General features: G+C 47.7%; 12 protein-coding genes and 1 pseudogene. 10 read left to right on the plus strand and 3 right to left on the minus strand.

Features of this window, described 5'->3' with window-relative positions:
- Window positions 1-83 precede the first annotated feature (83 nt).
- Window positions 84-3,383 carry a DUF5695 domain-containing protein gene (locus HPL003_RS11050; protein WP_014279722.1) on the minus strand — a complete coding sequence of 1,100 codons (3,300 nt, stop codon included), beginning with the start codon at window positions 3,381-3,383 and terminating at the stop codon, window positions 84-86.
- A 253-nt stretch (window positions 3,384-3,636) separates the two neighbouring features.
- Here HPL003_RS11050 and HPL003_RS11055 point away from each other — a divergent pair, with 253 nt between their 5' ends.
- Together HPL003_RS11055 and HPL003_RS11060 are read left to right on the plus strand one after the other, a co-directional pair.
- The gene (locus HPL003_RS11055; protein ID WP_014279723.1) at window positions 3,637-4,275 is read left to right on the plus strand and encodes a pentapeptide repeat-containing protein; all 639 of its coding nucleotides are present in this window, start codon (window positions 3,637-3,639) and stop codon (window positions 4,273-4,275) included.
- Window positions 4,276-4,287: 12 nt separating this feature from the next.
- The gene (locus HPL003_RS11060; protein WP_014279724.1) at window positions 4,288-4,893 is read left to right on the plus strand and encodes a pentapeptide repeat-containing protein; all 606 of its coding nucleotides are present in this window, start codon (window positions 4,288-4,290) and stop codon (window positions 4,891-4,893) included.
- Between the two features lie 14 nt (window positions 4,894-4,907).
- Here the strand turns inward: HPL003_RS11060 and pdxR are convergent, their stop codons facing one another.
- Entirely contained in the window at window positions 4,908-6,413 is a 1,506-nt protein-coding gene (gene pdxR / locus HPL003_RS11065) for a MocR-like pyridoxine biosynthesis transcription factor PdxR (RefSeq protein ID WP_014279725.1), read from the minus strand.
- Between the two features lie 114 nt (window positions 6,414-6,527).
- Between pdxR and HPL003_RS11070 the strand changes: the two genes are divergently transcribed.
- The 8 genes and pseudogenes from HPL003_RS11070 to HPL003_RS11100 all read left to right on the plus strand — a co-directional run bounded on the left by HPL003_RS11070 (window position 6,528) and on the right by HPL003_RS11100 (window position 13,817).
- Window positions 6,528-7,139, plus strand: coding sequence for a pyridoxamine 5'-phosphate oxidase family protein (locus tag HPL003_RS11070; protein ID WP_014279726.1), 612 nt, complete (start codon window positions 6,528-6,530; stop codon window positions 7,137-7,139).
- 203 nt (window positions 7,140-7,342) lie between these two features.
- Window positions 7,343-7,942, plus strand: a complete 600-nt coding sequence (locus HPL003_RS11075) for a TetR/AcrR family transcriptional regulator (protein WP_014279727.1) — start codon at window positions 7,343-7,345, stop codon at window positions 7,940-7,942.
- Between the two features lie 97 nt (window positions 7,943-8,039).
- Window positions 8,040-8,141, plus strand: a complete 102-nt coding sequence (locus HPL003_RS29700; RefSeq protein WP_014279728.1) for a hypothetical protein — start codon at window positions 8,040-8,042, stop codon at window positions 8,139-8,141.
- Window positions 8,142-8,487: 346 nt separating this feature from the next.
- Window positions 8,488-8,942 (plus strand): annotated as a pseudogene (locus HPL003_RS11080) (MerR family transcriptional regulator).
- A gap of 41 nt (window positions 8,943-8,983) precedes the next feature.
- Complete coding sequence (locus tag HPL003_RS11085; RefSeq protein WP_014279730.1) at window positions 8,984-10,195, plus strand: MFS transporter; 1,212 nt, start codon at window positions 8,984-8,986, stop codon at window positions 10,193-10,195.
- Between the two features lie 26 nt (window positions 10,196-10,221).
- On the plus strand, window positions 10,222-10,650 hold the full coding sequence (locus HPL003_RS11090; RefSeq protein ID WP_014279731.1) for a universal stress protein: 429 nt from the start codon (window positions 10,222-10,224) through the stop codon (window positions 10,648-10,650).
- A 42-nt stretch (window positions 10,651-10,692) separates the two neighbouring features.
- Window positions 10,693-12,111 carry an aldehyde dehydrogenase family protein gene (locus HPL003_RS11095; protein WP_014279732.1) on the plus strand — a complete coding sequence of 473 codons (1,419 nt, stop codon included), beginning with the start codon at window positions 10,693-10,695 and terminating at the stop codon, window positions 12,109-12,111.
- A 719-nt stretch (window positions 12,112-12,830) separates the two neighbouring features.
- A complete protein-coding gene (locus HPL003_RS11100) occupies window positions 12,831-13,817 on the plus strand; it encodes a D-isomer specific 2-hydroxyacid dehydrogenase family protein (protein ID WP_014279733.1) in 987 nt (328 codons plus the stop codon).
- Between the two features lie 113 nt (window positions 13,818-13,930).
- Here the strand turns inward: HPL003_RS11100 and HPL003_RS11105 are convergent, their stop codons facing one another.
- Window positions 13,931-14,956 carry a LacI family DNA-binding transcriptional regulator gene (locus HPL003_RS11105; RefSeq protein WP_014279734.1) on the minus strand — a complete coding sequence of 342 codons (1,026 nt, stop codon included), beginning with the start codon at window positions 14,954-14,956 and terminating at the stop codon, window positions 13,931-13,933.
- Window positions 14,957-14,992 lie beyond the last annotated feature (36 nt).

Consider the following 14,992-nt stretch of genomic DNA (forward strand, 5'->3'; position numbering starts at 1 on the left):
CTGAATCATTCACGATACAAATCATTCACGGCACAAACCATTTACAAGTTAAAAAATTAATGGCATAAAATAATGACATCCGTTTAATCTGCCCCTTCGGCATACGAACTGGCTACCTTTTTGAGGCCTGCAACAGCGCTGCCTACCGAGGATAAGCTGCGGATCTCCTGAACTGTCAGCGCTCTGTTGTAAATGATCAGCTCATCTATCGCTCCGTTCAGATAAGGATCATCAAACTGGGATTTTCCAATATAGTTTTGGTCCGTCAATCCAAGGCTGGACGGCTTTAACGTCATGTTCGAGTTGCGCGTTGCCTCCACACCGTCTACATATATAACCCCTGTATTGCCCGACAGCGTCACGGCCACATGCTTCCAGACCCCTGTCGCCAGCTCCGGGGCGTTCAACTGCTGTTCCTGCCCGCTCCCCGAAACGGTGATGGCAAAGCGCATACCTGTCCCCTCAGCCTTGGGTGCCAAAAACATATACCGATCCGTGCCTGCTCCAAAATCAAACAGGCGGGCCCAGCCGTTATGGGTGTTCACCCGTACCCAGGCCGCAATCGTAAAATCGTTAACGCTGCTGACCAGACCACCGGGTAGGCTGGCATAGGCGGCTGTGCCGTTGAAGAGCAGAGCATTGCCGTTCCGTCCGGCGCCCCACGAGCCGCCGTTCACATTGGCCTGCTGCCCATTGCCTGACAAATCGGCTGCGGTAGACCCGCTTGTTTCATTAAAATCATAGTGGGCTACAACGTCTCCGGCTGGAGCCGGATTACCTGTGCCTGTCTGAATGCGGATATCGTAGGAAGCCGCCGTACCAATATTCAGTCTGACCGTAGCCGATGAGCCGTTAACAGCTGTGACGGAGCCAGTTTTTGTTCCGTCTACGAGCACGTCATACGTACCTGCGGCCAGTCCGGTTAAGATCAAAACGGTGGTGTGAGCTGTGCCCGTTGTTGCATTTTTCAGCGTCAGACGGACGTTGTTTTTGGATTTGGCCACGATAGCTGAGCTGTATTGGTCTCGATTCAGCTCCAGGCTCAGCTTTTGGGAGATCAGATGCAGCCGCTGGAACACACCGTCCTTGGGAGTGATCGTATAGCTGTTACCGCTTTCTGTAACGTCACAGCCATAGCCATACAAGCCAAAAATGGGATCGACAGCAACATCCGAGCTTAGAGTTTTAATCGCTCCGAACAGCCCCAAATCCGCTTCTCCAGACATGCCACGCCAGCCATTGAAGAGCGGGCCACCGTCCAGACCAAGAGCGCCGTAATTGCCCTTACCCGCCTGATACGTCCACGATACTGCGCCGATATTGGCTGGATCGGAGCTGATCTGTCCCGAGTTAATTGCCCCGATGTTCGCGAGCTTGGCGGCATAAGATAAGCGTTGGTCCACTTCGGGCTTGGACGAATAACGGCGTGTCCAGTCATCCATCGCGTAGCCAGCCAGCGAGGTGGTGTACTGGAAGTTCCACCAATTCTCCCCGGTAATCGTGACCGGATCGGCGTAATAATACCACACAGGCATATGGCCGCGTGCGGCGCGTGTTTTGGCGTTGATTTTGCTCATCATCGTTGTATTGCTGTTCATTTTGGCGAGCGTATATACCGCTTCTTCGCCTGTATTGTCATAGTTATACTCGGAGCCGTAGGGATAGGTGGTGTTTTTGAAATTGTTGTACTTGGTAGCCATTTTGGAGATCAGATCGTTAGCCTCGGTGGTTAAGCCTTCTTCCTGAAGCGCTTTAATGATATCCGGCGTGGTCAGCTCACCCATGAGACCTGTGTTCCAGTTGTAGGCAACAGGGCCTTCATACAGTGCCTTGAAAATACGGTAAGCGCGTAGCAAATACGTGTTTTTACTATTGCGGTAGTTAATCAGGTTCGGATACAGCTTGGCGAGCTTATACATACTGAAAAACGTGTTGTAAATATGCGGATAGGCATAGCCCCGGTACGTCGGTGTTGTGTTGGGCTGTGGCATTAGGAAATCGGGAACCAGATAGTCGGTATGATGGCCTTCCATCAGATTCGTCCAGACGGCAACCTCCAGATAATCATCGACTGCTTTAATCTCGGATGCCACGGGCTTCTGTACGTTTTTCTCAGCCAGAAACTGTCCATGAGTTAATCCCCAATCGTCACCCCAGCCCCAGTAGCCTGCAAAGCTGTTGCGCTTGGCCTTATATTGCATCATCCAGTCGTCAAACACCTTGTCCCGCAGATCGCCCGGCACGTTCCATTGGGTGCTGTTGACCATGAAGGTAGAGTGGCGCTGAAGTGCAGCATCGACTGGCTCGATGGCATAGAACTGGAGAACGGTTTTTTCGCCGCTGCCGTAGTTTACGGTAATATTGTTGTGTCCCAGTCGTCCCAGTGTAAGCTCATATATTTTATGATTCGTGGGGGCTGTTTCCAGATAATTGATGGTGGTTTCGGACGGGTACTGTGCTGTGACAGAGGTAATGGATTTGCTGGTATGCAGATCGAATTTAGCCTTGAGATTCGTCGGGACAATCATGCCCGGAACCACGGTCACATCTACATGTCCCTCGCTGTACAGCCTGTCCTTCACCGCCTGCTCGTCCGCTACCTTGTAAAATTTAAAGGCATACGTTTTGCTTTCGCCTGGAGCCAGCGACAGACTGGTGTTGGAAAGATAGCCACGGTTGGTGCTCTTAATGACATTGGAGTGGATATAGAACACATTTAGTCCTTCGGACCAGCCGCCTTGCTCCATAGCCCACGTGCTGCCCGGGTGCTCCTCGACTCTCCAATGGTCCTGATATTCGAGACCTGCGCCTGTAGCGGAATCAGGGACAAGCAGTAGATAAGGCCCGATGCCGCTAGGCCGTCCAGCGGTAATAAAAGAACTGTTATGCCCTACAAAGGAGTGGGAAAGTACCCTTGTTTCATAGATTTGTTCGTTATTGCCGCCGGACCAATACTCGTTAAAAGGAAGCGGCAGCCCCCAATCTCCTATTTCGAGCGTTTGGTTGGAAGTATTGGTTACTTTCATTTGCCAATGCAAGTAATCGTTAACCAGTGAATACGTTTCATTTAATGTAAAATTACGTATTCCCTGATTGTTTGACGAATTTTGGTACGATACTTGAACACTACTGCCGGATGAGGTGATCGTGCGTGCATCCGCAGAATTGCTTGTCCATGCCCGAGTCCACGCCCCGTTACTGAGACGGTAGGTAAACATGAGTTCACCAAGCCACTGATGATCCGCCGTATTCTGTTTGGGTGCGTTGGAGCTGTTCATGACGTAGTTCGTATTGAATGTGTCTCCTACCAGACGTAAGGAAGAGATATCCCCGTAATCTCCGACCGAGATGGAGAACACATTATTAGATAGCTGTACTGCCATGCTATCAACCTCCTAAAAAAAGGTTCGTGAGTATACTCACAACGTTAATATATGTGATAGAAATGCTTTTGCTACGCTATGTGTGGAGATAGATAGAAAATAGATTCATATATTCGGGTGCATAGATGACAGATGCGAAATCTGGTGACCCTCTGGTCGAGAAAGACGCGTGTATAAAGCCATTGTTACTGCGTCGCCTCATCATATAAACTGGACATATGCCGGAATAAGCACTCAGAAGGTGGAGATAGCTATGGAAATGAAGATAGAGATGCCAAAAATTCCTTCAGACTTACCTGTATTAACCGATGAAATGTATTCCTTACGATCCAAGGATGAGTTTAACACGGGGTCTGTAGAGGATATGACCATGGATAGTGTGGAAGCTACCAGGGTTTCGTTTGAGAAGATGATTTTCAAAAATGTGACTATTATGGAATCGTCATTGCCGGAAAGTGAATGGACAGATGTTATTTTCGATAAATGCGACCTGTCCAATATTAACTTTTCCGGTTCCTTTATTCACCGGGTAGAGTTCAGAAATTGCAAGCTGCTCGGAACAGACTTCTCCAGAAGCAGACTCCAAAATGTTCGTTTTCTGGATTGCTTAGGAGATTATTCGATGTTTCGCTTTGCTAATTTCAAACACGTTGGTTTTGAGGATTGTTCATTGATAAGCTCCGACCTTTATCATTTGACGCTGCAAAAAATTTCTTTTACCCGTTGCAATATGGATCAGGCAATGCTGTCGGGGTCCAAGCTCAAGGGGGTTGATCTGAGCGATTGTGAATTCGATGGACTACAGGTGGATATTGAAGACCTGGATGGGTGCATGATCTCACCGCATCAAGCTTCATCTTTTGTGGGGCTGTTAGGGCTAGTTATTAAATAAGGGGGACCCATGATGTTTCAGTATCAGGAGCAGCAATATGAGGGCATTGATTATAGCGGGAAAGATTTAAGGGATGGTGAACTTATTCGTTGCACCTTTGAACGTTGTACGTTTGCGAACGGTTCGTTGGAGGAAATCATGACCAGCGAATGTCGTTTTATCGAATGTGATTTTCAAGGTGCGCTGTTGAACGGTTCCATTCATACTGAATCGGCTTTTATAAATTGTAACTTTATTGAAGCCAACATGTTCGTCTCCAAATTCAGCAATTGTAAAATGACGGGGTCAGACTTTTCAAAAGCAAAGATAGACGGCATTACGCTCGTTCAGGGGGATTGGTCTTATACCAATTTGCGGCAGGCCCGGCTGGAAAAGCAGGATTTGAGAGGAGTGCGCTTTTATGAAGCAGATCTCTCGGATACCAATCTACAGAAGGCAGACCTCAGAGATTGTGACCTGACCAGAGCTATTTTAGCTCATGCCAAGCTACAGGGAGCCGATTTACGTGGTGCTAATATGGATGGAGTCGATTTTAAAGCATTTAATGTCAAAGGTGCACGGATGGATCGAGACCAAGCTCTATCCTTCTTGCGCTCATATGGTGCGAAGGTCGATTGAGGCGAAGGTTCTACTCATTTTTTGATATTATCCCAAGCCTGGCGCAGACGGTGAATACCTTCAATGATTTGGTGTTCCGTTAAATGGGCAAAAATAAAACAGGCTGATGGGGGGCCTGGTGTCAGTTGGTAATCGGCTGCATCACGCCATGTGACTCCGAAAGACCGTGCTGCTTGCATCAAATGGTGGTACTGAGCAGGCTCATGCTTCCAGATGGCGTAGGCATGCAGGCCGCAGTCGGTCTGATGCCAGTGAAACAGTCCACTCAACTGCTGCATTTCACGCTGGAGCACGTCGTAGCGTGATCTGTACATCCGGGTCATCCGGCGCAGGTGGCGAACATAATCGCCGCGCATCATAAAGCGTGCCAGTGCGCGCTGCTCCAGACGGGCAGGGGGCAGCGGGTCATAGAGTCGTTTGGCGGCGGTCAGCGCTTGGGCCAGTGCAGCGGGCAGAATAGCGTAGCCCAGTCGAAGACTGCTGAACATGCTTTTGGAAAAGGAACCGACATAGATTACACAATCCGCGCGATCCAGTGCTTTCAGCGGCTCAATCGGTCGTCCTGCCCAACGGAATTCGCTGTCATAATCATCTTCGATAATCCACGCGCCCCGGGACACCGCCCATTGCAAAATGTGTTGACGGCGTGCTAATGGCAATACAGCTCCGGTTGGAAACTGTCGTCCCGGTGTAACAAACAGCAAGCTGGAATCCCAATCCTGCGGGATAATTCCTAGCTGATCCATTTCAGCAGTTTGTACCAGTCCGCCCGATGCAGTAACCGCACGGTGGATACCGGGGTAACAGGGATTTTCCAGCACGATTGGATCTTGCTCATTAATAAGCAACTGGCATAATAACGTTATCACTTCCATGGAACCACTGCATAATACGACTTGGTCCGGGTGGGCCGCAATTCCCCGTGTTCTTCCAACATGCTGACAAATCGCTTCGCGCAACCATTCATCGCCATTCACCGGTGCTGTCATCAAGGCAGACGAAGGCTTTTGTAGGTCTTTGCCAGCGGCAGCCATTGCGCTTTTCCATGCGGTCTGTGAACTGCCTTCCAACACGACTTCTCCTGCCTGAAAAGAAATCAAGGGTTGTGGAGCCTCATCTTCATTCACGGCAGAAGCAGAAGACGGCTGTGACTCTCTTTCCATCTGCATGATCCGTTGTCCCCATGCTGACAGAGCTGGGGGTGTTTGTTTTACAGAAGGTGCCTGCCTGTTTTGCTCATCCATCTGTGATTTGTCCGGTAGCATCGCTGTCTGTTCAATGACAAAGGTCCCTCTGCCTACCGTCGTTTCCACATATCCTCCCGCCAACAGCATATCGTAGGCTTCTGCAACACTGCCTCGCGAAATTTCATACATCACAGCCAGATCACGACTGGAGGGCAGGCGTGTACCGCTGGCAAGTGAACCGTTCAGAATTCCTTCCCGGAGGGCATGATACAATGCCAAATATTTATGGTGATACATTTGAATAGCACGCTGATAAGCAATCGTAATATCCATATCATTCTCCTTCATTGGACTACTCATTTTCAATCATATTGGATCTATCCATTGATCCATTTTCAACATAATCTTAAATGTATCGCTGGTCAATAGACGAAAGGAGCATGATCCATGAGAAGAAAAGAATTTACGGTGGCAGAAGAAGAGGAAATAGAGCAATTTCTGAGCGAGGTCAGTTTCGGATTTCTGGGCATGAATAGCGAGGACGGGTTTCCGCGTGTGGTACCCCTGAATTTTGCTTATGGAAATGGTGTTTTTTATATTCATGGCAGCCGTGCTGGAGAGAAGATGGAACGGATGAAGGATGACAACCGGGTCACTTTTTCCGCCGCCAAAGAGTATGCGCTAATTCCATCTTATTTTACGGATGAACATATGGCATGTCCGGCGACTTCATTTTTTAAAAGTATTACCGTGCGTGGTCATGCGGAGCAGGTAGTGGAACTGGAAGAAAAGGCGTCTGCGTTTTCCATTTTTATGAGTAAATTGCAACCAGAAGGCGGCTATGATGATATTGATGCCAGCGATCCCCGGTATGCTTCACGTCTGAAAGGGGTCGCGCTGATCAAGATTGTACCGGATGAGTGGACTGCCAAATTCAAATTCGGGCAGAATATTAAAGGTCAGGAACGTCAACAGATTATCGACGGTTTGCAAAACCGGGGGCTGGATGATGATCTGACAACCATTGAAATGATGCGCAAATTTTGTCCTCACCCCTGATCCGGCGTCATCATTCCTGTTCACTCACGGTCTAATTGGTTAATACTACCTTAAAGGGAGATACCCCCGCATTTTCAAAACCTTCATTTCTTATGTATTAGGACTTTTGAAGGACAGGCATATATCATCCTCAAGTCTGTTGTTCTTACCGCAAAGGAACTTTATAATACGATAGATTTGTGTAGTAAGGGGGCAAAACCGTGATGAGGGCAGGAGTCAGAAGTCGGGAAGGTCGACGGTTGTTACTGGAGGCAGGGGCTGAGGAGTTCGCTCAGACCGGTTTTTATCAGACAAAGGTAAGTTCGATTGCGGCGCGTGCGGGATTGACGCAGCCGGATTTTTATATTCATTTTGAGAGTAAGGAGCAGATGTATGAGGAGCTTGTCGAGAGCTTCCGTATGTTGGTGAATGAGACGGTTCAATGTATGAAGGTGGAGCCGGAGCAAAGCCACGCTGAAATTTTGAGCCAGGGACAAATGTTTCTGGAATCGGTTTTTCGTATGTTATCCAATAATCCGGCGATAACCCGTGTCGGATTTTACCAGGCGGCAGACTCGGTGCGTATCAAGGCAGAAATGGCAGGTCATATTAAAAAAAATCTGCTTGCTGCACAACGATGGGGCTCTTGCCGTGAGGAATTGGACCCGGGGCTGACGGCGGAATGCGTCGTTGGCTTGATTGAACGGTTGACGTTAACCAAATTACTGACTGGACGCGAAAGTCCATCCGTGCTTGCCAAGCAGACACGAAACCTGCTGTATCATGGCTTGCTGACGCATGAAGGAAGCGAAATCAAAGCTTAAAGACCCACATTTGGGCAGGAGAAGCGGCATCTGTACCTATCATGGCTTACATCATACGCATAAGATGCTTTTGTAAACCATGAAGGGAGGAATCAGCATGTCTGGAGTAGGCGCTGGTTATGGAGCTTTCACATCTACAGGAGCGATTCTCGTACTTTTCATTTTGCTCGTTATCATCACTAAAGCATTCTTTATCTAATTCGTTGCTAAACAATCTGCATTCGAGCGATTTGTTGTAATCAACGAAGAGAGGAGGAAGTTGAGATGGGTGAAGTAGATAGAGGTTGTGGTTGCGGCCACGGCATGTGGACTTCCACTGGTGTGATTCTGGTACTCTTCATTTTGCTGGTTATCATCACCCGCACTATTTTCATCTAAATTCTATATCATGGGCTTGAGCACCGATGCTTCGGGCCTATGACTACGCAAGCCGGAACAGAAACCGTCTCCAATAGGGGCGGTTTCTTTTTTTACAAAGTTAACGTTGACGTTAACGTTAAATAGGCGTAGAGTTTATATATAAACTTTTTCATAAGGAGAGTGTCATGGCTACGTATAAAATTGACGAGGTCGCCAAGCAATGCGGTTTGACCAAGCGAACCATTCGTTATTATGAGGAAATCGGCCTGTTGCCCTCCCCGCAGCGCAGCGAAGGGAATATGCGGCTGTATACGCAGGAGGATGTGGATTTCTAAAAAAAATAGTGAGTGCCAAGGAAGTGCTTGGCTTCTCCTTGCAAGAGCTTCAGCGTTACATATCCGCAGCGGAAATGCTAAAGGGCCAGCGGGAGGAATACCGTGAGCGAACAAATAACCTACTCCCTGCTGAGCGCCGGGCCATGTTGGAGGATATGGAAGGTACACTGAACGATCAGTTGGAGTTGATGGAGGGAAAAATCAACAGCATCCGTATGCTCCAGACCGAGCTGGAGGAGTTGCGGGTCAGGGTTCGTGAGCGAAAAGTTCTGCTTGATAAGGAACTTGGCAGCGACCCGTCATAAGAGAACTATTCTACATTTAGATTTGGGGGTTACAACATATTATGAGTTCACAACATGCATTACCTGATGAGTTAAAGGAACGTTCAGGCTTGCTGTCTCAGCCCAAGGCGGTATGGGCGGTTGCTTTTGCCTGTGTTATTTCATTTATGGGACTGGGATTAGTCGATCCCATCCTCCCGGCGATCGCCGATCAGCTTCATGCCACCAAAAGCCAGGTGTCGCTGCTGTTCACCAGCTATAATCTGGTGACAGGCGTGGCTATGCTCATTACGGGCGTAGTGTCCAGCCGATTGGGTGTCAAATGGACACTGCTGACCGGAATATTGCTCATTATTGTGTTTGCCGGGTTGGGCGGTACAGCCGATACGGTTGGCGGGATTGTGGGCTACCGGGCAGGCTGGGGTCTGGGGAACGCCCTGTTTATTGCAACGGCGCTGTCAGCGATTGTAGGTCTGTCGACTTCGGGAACGGCCAAAGCGATTATTTTGTATGAGGCGGCACTGGGTCTAGGGATTTCGGTTGGTCCGCTGCTTGGCGGTGAGTTAGGCTCCATTTCTTGGCGCGGTCCGTTCTTCGGTGTAGCTGCGTTGATGGTCGTGGGGTTTTTGTTCATTACATTTATGCTGCCTTCAATTCCGAAGCCTAAAAAGCGCAGGTCACTTGCCGATCCGTTCAAAGCGCTCAGCTATCCGGCCTTATTCACGCTCGGTATTGTGGCGTTGTTATATAATTTTGGATTTTTTACGCTGATGGCGTATTCTCCATATGTGATGCATTTGGACGAGCACGGTTTGGGCTATGTCTTTTTCGGCTGGGGGATTATGCTGGCCTTTACCTCGGTGTTTGTAGCACCGAAGATTCAAGCACGCTTTAGCGTGGTATCTTCCATTAGTGTCATGCTGACACTGTTTGCCATTGATTTAGGTGTCATGGCGATAGGAACGGTCGCAGGCTCACCGACGACTGTCATTGTTGCGGTAATCGTGGCTGGTATTTTTCTGGGGATTAACAATACATTGATCACAACGGCTGTTATGCAGGCTGCTCCGGTGGAGCGTTCCACGGCATCTGCGGCCTATAGCTTCATGCGCTTTCTGGGTGGGGCGATCTCACCGTGGCTTGCAGGGAAGCTGTCCGAGTGGTATACGGCGGAAACTCCATTTTATTTTGGCGCATTGATGGTACTGCTGGGTGTAGCGGTGCTGATCGTACGTCGTCGGCATATGCAGGATATACAGATTGATGCTCACTAAGAATGAACTTCTGAGGAGGAAAGAGTATGAGTGAATATAAACATATTCTGGTCGCGATTGATGGTTCGCAGCACGCCATGAAGGCGCTGGAAGCAGCCAAGACGTTGTCCAAACAGCTTCAGGGGGAACCGCATCTGACCGTATTGCATGTAAATCCGGCTTTATCCATGAATGAGCCACCGGTTGGGGTGGATGTCGATGAGCGAATTGAAGAGGAAGGGCGTCATATATTGGAGCCAGCATCCGACTTTTTGAAGGACGAGGGTATTTCGTACCGCATGCTGACAGGGCATGGTGATCCGGCGAGTATCATTTGCCAAAGTGCAGAGCAGGAGCAGGCGGATCTGATCATTATGGGAACGCGAGGCAAAGGGCTCGTTTCGGAAATAATACTGGGTAGCGTCAGCCATCATGTGATTCAGCATGCACCTTGCCCTGTGCTAACGGTAAAATGAACGGTAGAATAAACGTTAATATAGGGAGAAGGAGACATAAGCATGCAGCAGCATTTATTTATTGGTGGTGAATGGAAAGCAGCACAATCGTATACGGCATTGAAATCACCGTATTCCGGGGAGGTCATTGCAGAGGTAGCAGAGGCGACAGCAGAGGATGCTAACGCAGCCATTCAGGCGGCATTCGACGCCCGCGCTGAAATGCGGGCTATGCCTGCGCATCAGCGGTCAGCCATTTTGGAGAAGCTGGCTGATTTGCTGGACGCGCGGCGTGATGATGCGGCGCGTATCATTGCACGCGAAGCGTCCAAACCGTGGAAGGCTGCGCTGGCAGAGGTTGACCGGACGGTGCAAACCTACAAGTTTGCAGCCGAGGAAGCCAAGCGGATTTACGGGGAGACGATCCCGATGGATGCCGCACCGGGCGGTGAGGGCCGTATGGCCTACACCCTCAAGGAGCCTGTCGGCGTTGTGGGAGCCATTACGCCGTTTAACTTCCCGATGAACCTGGTCGCTCACAAGGTGGGTCCCGCTTTGGCGGCAGGCAACACGGTCGTGTTGAAGCCAGCGGAACAGACGCCGCTGTCGGCTTACCTGATCGCGGAGCTGCTGGAGCAGGCCGGATTGCCTGCGGGGGCGCTTAATGTGATCAGCGGTGACGGCAAAACCCTTGGTGACGTGCTTGTCACCGATTCGCGCGTCAGCTATATCACCTTTACCGGTAGTCCGGCGGTCGGCACGGAAATCCGCTCCAAGGCTGGCTTGAAGCGGGTCACGCTGGAGCTGGGCTCCAATGCAGCGGTCATCATCGACCGTGATACGGATGTGGACGCGGTCATCGACCGTTGTGTAAGCGGAGCGTTTGCCAATCAGGGGCAGGTGTGTATCTCGATTCAACGTATTTACGTCGTTGAAGAACTATATGATACCTTTGTTTCCCGATTCGTAGAGGCAGCAGGGCGCTTAAAAGTCGGCGATCCGCTGGAGCCGGACACGGACGTATCCGCACTCATTTCAGCCAAGGCTGTCCAACGTGTTCGTGAATGGCTGGATGAAGCCGTTCAGGCGGGCGCAAAGATCGCTCTGGGCGGTCAAGCCGAAGGCGGGATTTTGAAGCCCACCGTTCTGCTGGATGTGAACCCGGCTTCCAAGGTGTCCTGTCGCGAGGTGTTTGCCCCGCTTGTGCTGATTCATCCCGTAAGCTCTATAGATGAAGCCGTTCATCATGTGAACGATTCGATTTATGGCTTGCAGGCGGGAATTTACACTCGTAATATTACGACTGCGCTGGATGCAGCGGACAAGCTTGAGGTTGGCGGCGTGGTGATCAATGATATTCCAAGCTTCCGTGTCGACCACATGCCGTATGGTGGTGTGAAGCAAAGCGGCACCGGGCGTGAAGGTGTAAAATATGCCATGGAAGAAATGCTGGAGACCAAGCTGGTCATCATTAAAAGGTAAGCAATTCTTACCATAAAGCAGCAGATAGCTTTGTTGGCAATAATGCGTAAAAACGTAATTCTAAAAGCCTGTCTGATGCGGATCTAGAGCATGAGCTAGGCATGGATCAAGCACTTCGCTTGACCTCGGACAAAGGAATCTTTGAACACGCAAGGCTTGGCTTAACCAAATTGTAGACATGGCCAGCAAAGCGTAATGAAAATAGGTTAAGAAGGAGAAGGCTTGCAATAAAGAGTCTTCTTTTTTTACTATATTTGAATATAAACGTAATGAAACGTAATTTTGAAATATATGTGAACAAAACGGAATACAAAATTCTGTTAGCTGTATTGGTGTTGCCTTCATTAAATCGGAATATTTCAGATGCCAGCCAAGAAATCAGCTTTTTCAAACGTTGTTAGAAGAATATATTTAAGTTTTTTTAGAAAAAAAAGTGAAAATATCTAACGGTTATATTCTTTTACTTAGATTGAACGATGTATTACATAGTGTTAGAAGCGTCACAGAAAAGTGCAAAACTTTCCTGTAGCATTGCTCGAAAATTCTTCTTTTTCGTTTGTGACTCTATTTTTTGAAGAAGAGAACTCTAAAAAATGAGAAGCAATCAGCGTTGTTTTCGATAGGAGGGGAAGAGGGAAATACAGTTTCATGGACTCTGTCAGCCAACCCAAAACCATGTGATTTTGTGGACTGTGTCTTAATTTTTTAGGAGGATAACTATGAAAAAAATAGTAGCTTATGCTGCACGGCCCGATGAAATGAACGCCTTTAAAAGACTCCAAAGTGAATTAGATTTGGAAATTACGTATGTAAACCAAATTTTGGATGTTGAGAGTGTTAAACAGTCAGAAGGGTTTGAAGCTGTAACGATATTGGGCAGTAATACGGCTGATCGGGAAGTATTAAAAGCATTACATGATCATGGTGTAAAGTATCTTGCACTTCGTAGTTCCGGCTATAACAATGTGGATATGGCAGCGGCAAAGGAATATGGTATACGTTTCTCTAACGCGGTGTATGCTCCGAATAGCGTGGCCGATTATACAACGATGCTCATATTGATGAGTATTCGAAAAATGAAACAAATTATGATTCGCAATACCGCTCAAGACTACACCGTGGCAGGAAATCAAGGGAAAGTCATCAAGGATCTTAAAATCGGTATTGTGGGAACTGGAAGAATCGGAGCCACTGTAGCAAGAAATTTATCCGGCTTTGGCAGTGAAATCCTTGGCTACGATGTGTATGAGAATCATGACCTTCTGGATATTCTGAGCTATGCTTCGCTGGAAGAGCTGTTTGAAACATGTGATGTCATTACCCTACATGCCCCGCTGTTGGATACGAACTATCACATGATCGATGATGCTGCAATTTCCAAGATGAAGGATGGGGTTGTTATCGTAAATTGCAGTCGGGGTGAATTAATCGACACGAATGCATTAATTAGACATATTGAAAGTGGTAAAGTAGGGGCTGCGGGTCTCGATGTGATTGAAGGAGAGCTAAGTATTTTTCATCAGGATCACCGCCAAAATATATTATCCAATCATCAGTTTTCTATTTTGCAACAATTCCCGAATGTGATTGTGACTCCTCATACAGCCTTTTATACAGACCAAGCTGTTAACAGTATGGTTGAGGTAGCGCTTCGTTCACTGATATCCTTTATGGATGAAGACAAAAGCGATTGGGAAATAAAATAGTGAAATTATAAAATCATAAAAAAGTCACCTTTCGATGGAACTGAGTAGTTGAGGCTACGTTCCAAACGAAAAGGTGACTTTTTTTGTAATGCCACAAAATATAGACGAACAGCTTATAGCATAAACGAATCCCTAATGTATATCTCAGGCTCAATTGTTTTATGTGTGGGGGACAGCTTATCGTCTGTATTATCTTGATTTAAAGAATCGATAATAATAGAGATGGCTGTAGCTGCAATCTTTTCGGAAGGCATATTGATGATGGTAATGGGAGGAGTCGAATACATGGTAGATTCGGGCCCAGTTAATCCAATAGAGAGCAGTTCAATGTCCTCGGGAATTTTAACACCCATTTTATTAAATTGATAAATCATACTAAGAGCAATGGAATCCGATTCGCAAAAGAGGGCTTTTGGCGGATGATCCATTTCACAATAGCGCTTGGCAGCGAGAATGCCACCCTCCGTCGAATTTGGGATTTCGATGATATGCTCTTTTTCGATGGTGATCCCGTTTTGAGCACATGCATTGAGAAAAGCCTTGGTTCTTAGACTGGCACCTACATACGGGTTGTTGGCAATGACGATACTTACCTGCTGATAGCCCTTTTTAGATAATAATTGCGCGCCTTTATTGGCGACATCGTCATGATTTACTGAAACGGTAGAATACTTTTGGGATTCACGATTAATCAAGACGAGTGGAATTCGTGGATTCAGTGATTCCAGGTATTCCAAATCAGAGAGGGAGGTTGCGCCAATAATAACGCCATCATACGTGTTTTTGATAATTTCGTTAGTGTCTTTGGCAATCTCATTATTTTGATAAGTGCGAATAACCAGCTCACACGAATAATTCATTTCATTCAGCTCAGACTGAATACCATGTAAAAAAGATGCTAGCATATTAGTCCGGTAATCTAATGGCCAATACAAGGCGATGATTGGTTTTGGGGTAGCCGTCGAGCGTAGTCTTCTTGCGCTTAAATTGGGGTGATAATTCAAGGCATTCATAGCTTCCATCACTTTATTATAGGTTCTTTGCGGTATTTTCCGCTCTTTGGCCTTCCCATTTATAACAATAGAAACGGTGGTCATTGACACATTGGCCAGGTTCGCGACATCTTTTATAGTTGCCATGGCTTCCTCCTTGAAGAACGTTGATATCGAAACAGT

Origin of the sequence: Paenibacillus terrae HPL-003 (assembly GCF_000235585.1) — a bacterium.
Classification (GTDB): domain Bacteria; phylum Bacillota; class Bacilli; order Paenibacillales; family Paenibacillaceae; genus Paenibacillus; species Paenibacillus terrae_B.

What these genes read in the sequence shown, in the direction of transcription:
- HPL003_RS11050 (WP_014279722.1), bottom strand. Translation starts at nt 3,383, where the DNA reads ATGGCAGTACAGCTATCTAATAATGTGTTCTCCATCTCGGTCGGAGAT.
- HPL003_RS11055 (WP_014279723.1), top strand. Translation starts at nt 3,637, where the DNA reads ATGGAAATGAAGATAGAGATGCCAAAAATTCCTTCAGACTTACCTGTA.
- HPL003_RS11060 (WP_014279724.1), top strand. Translation starts at nt 4,288, where the DNA reads ATGTTTCAGTATCAGGAGCAGCAATATGAGGGCATTGATTATAGCGGG.
- pdxR (WP_014279725.1), bottom strand. Translation starts at nt 6,413, where the DNA reads ATGGATATTACGATTGCTTATCAGCGTGCTATTCAAATGTATCACCAT.
- HPL003_RS11070 (WP_014279726.1), top strand. Translation starts at nt 6,528, where the DNA reads ATGAGAAGAAAAGAATTTACGGTGGCAGAAGAAGAGGAAATAGAGCAA.
- HPL003_RS11075 (WP_014279727.1), top strand. Translation starts at nt 7,343, where the DNA reads ATGAGGGCAGGAGTCAGAAGTCGGGAAGGTCGACGGTTGTTACTGGAG.
- HPL003_RS29700 (WP_014279728.1), top strand. Translation starts at nt 8,040, where the DNA reads ATGTCTGGAGTAGGCGCTGGTTATGGAGCTTTCACATCTACAGGAGCG.
- HPL003_RS11085 (WP_014279730.1), top strand. Translation starts at nt 8,984, where the DNA reads ATGAGTTCACAACATGCATTACCTGATGAGTTAAAGGAACGTTCAGGC.
- HPL003_RS11090 (WP_014279731.1), top strand. Translation starts at nt 10,222, where the DNA reads ATGAGTGAATATAAACATATTCTGGTCGCGATTGATGGTTCGCAGCAC.
- HPL003_RS11095 (WP_014279732.1), top strand. Translation starts at nt 10,693, where the DNA reads ATGCAGCAGCATTTATTTATTGGTGGTGAATGGAAAGCAGCACAATCG.
- HPL003_RS11100 (WP_014279733.1), top strand. Translation starts at nt 12,831, where the DNA reads ATGAAAAAAATAGTAGCTTATGCTGCACGGCCCGATGAAATGAACGCC.
- HPL003_RS11105 (WP_014279734.1), bottom strand. Translation starts at nt 14,956, where the DNA reads ATGGCAACTATAAAAGATGTCGCGAACCTGGCCAATGTGTCAATGACC.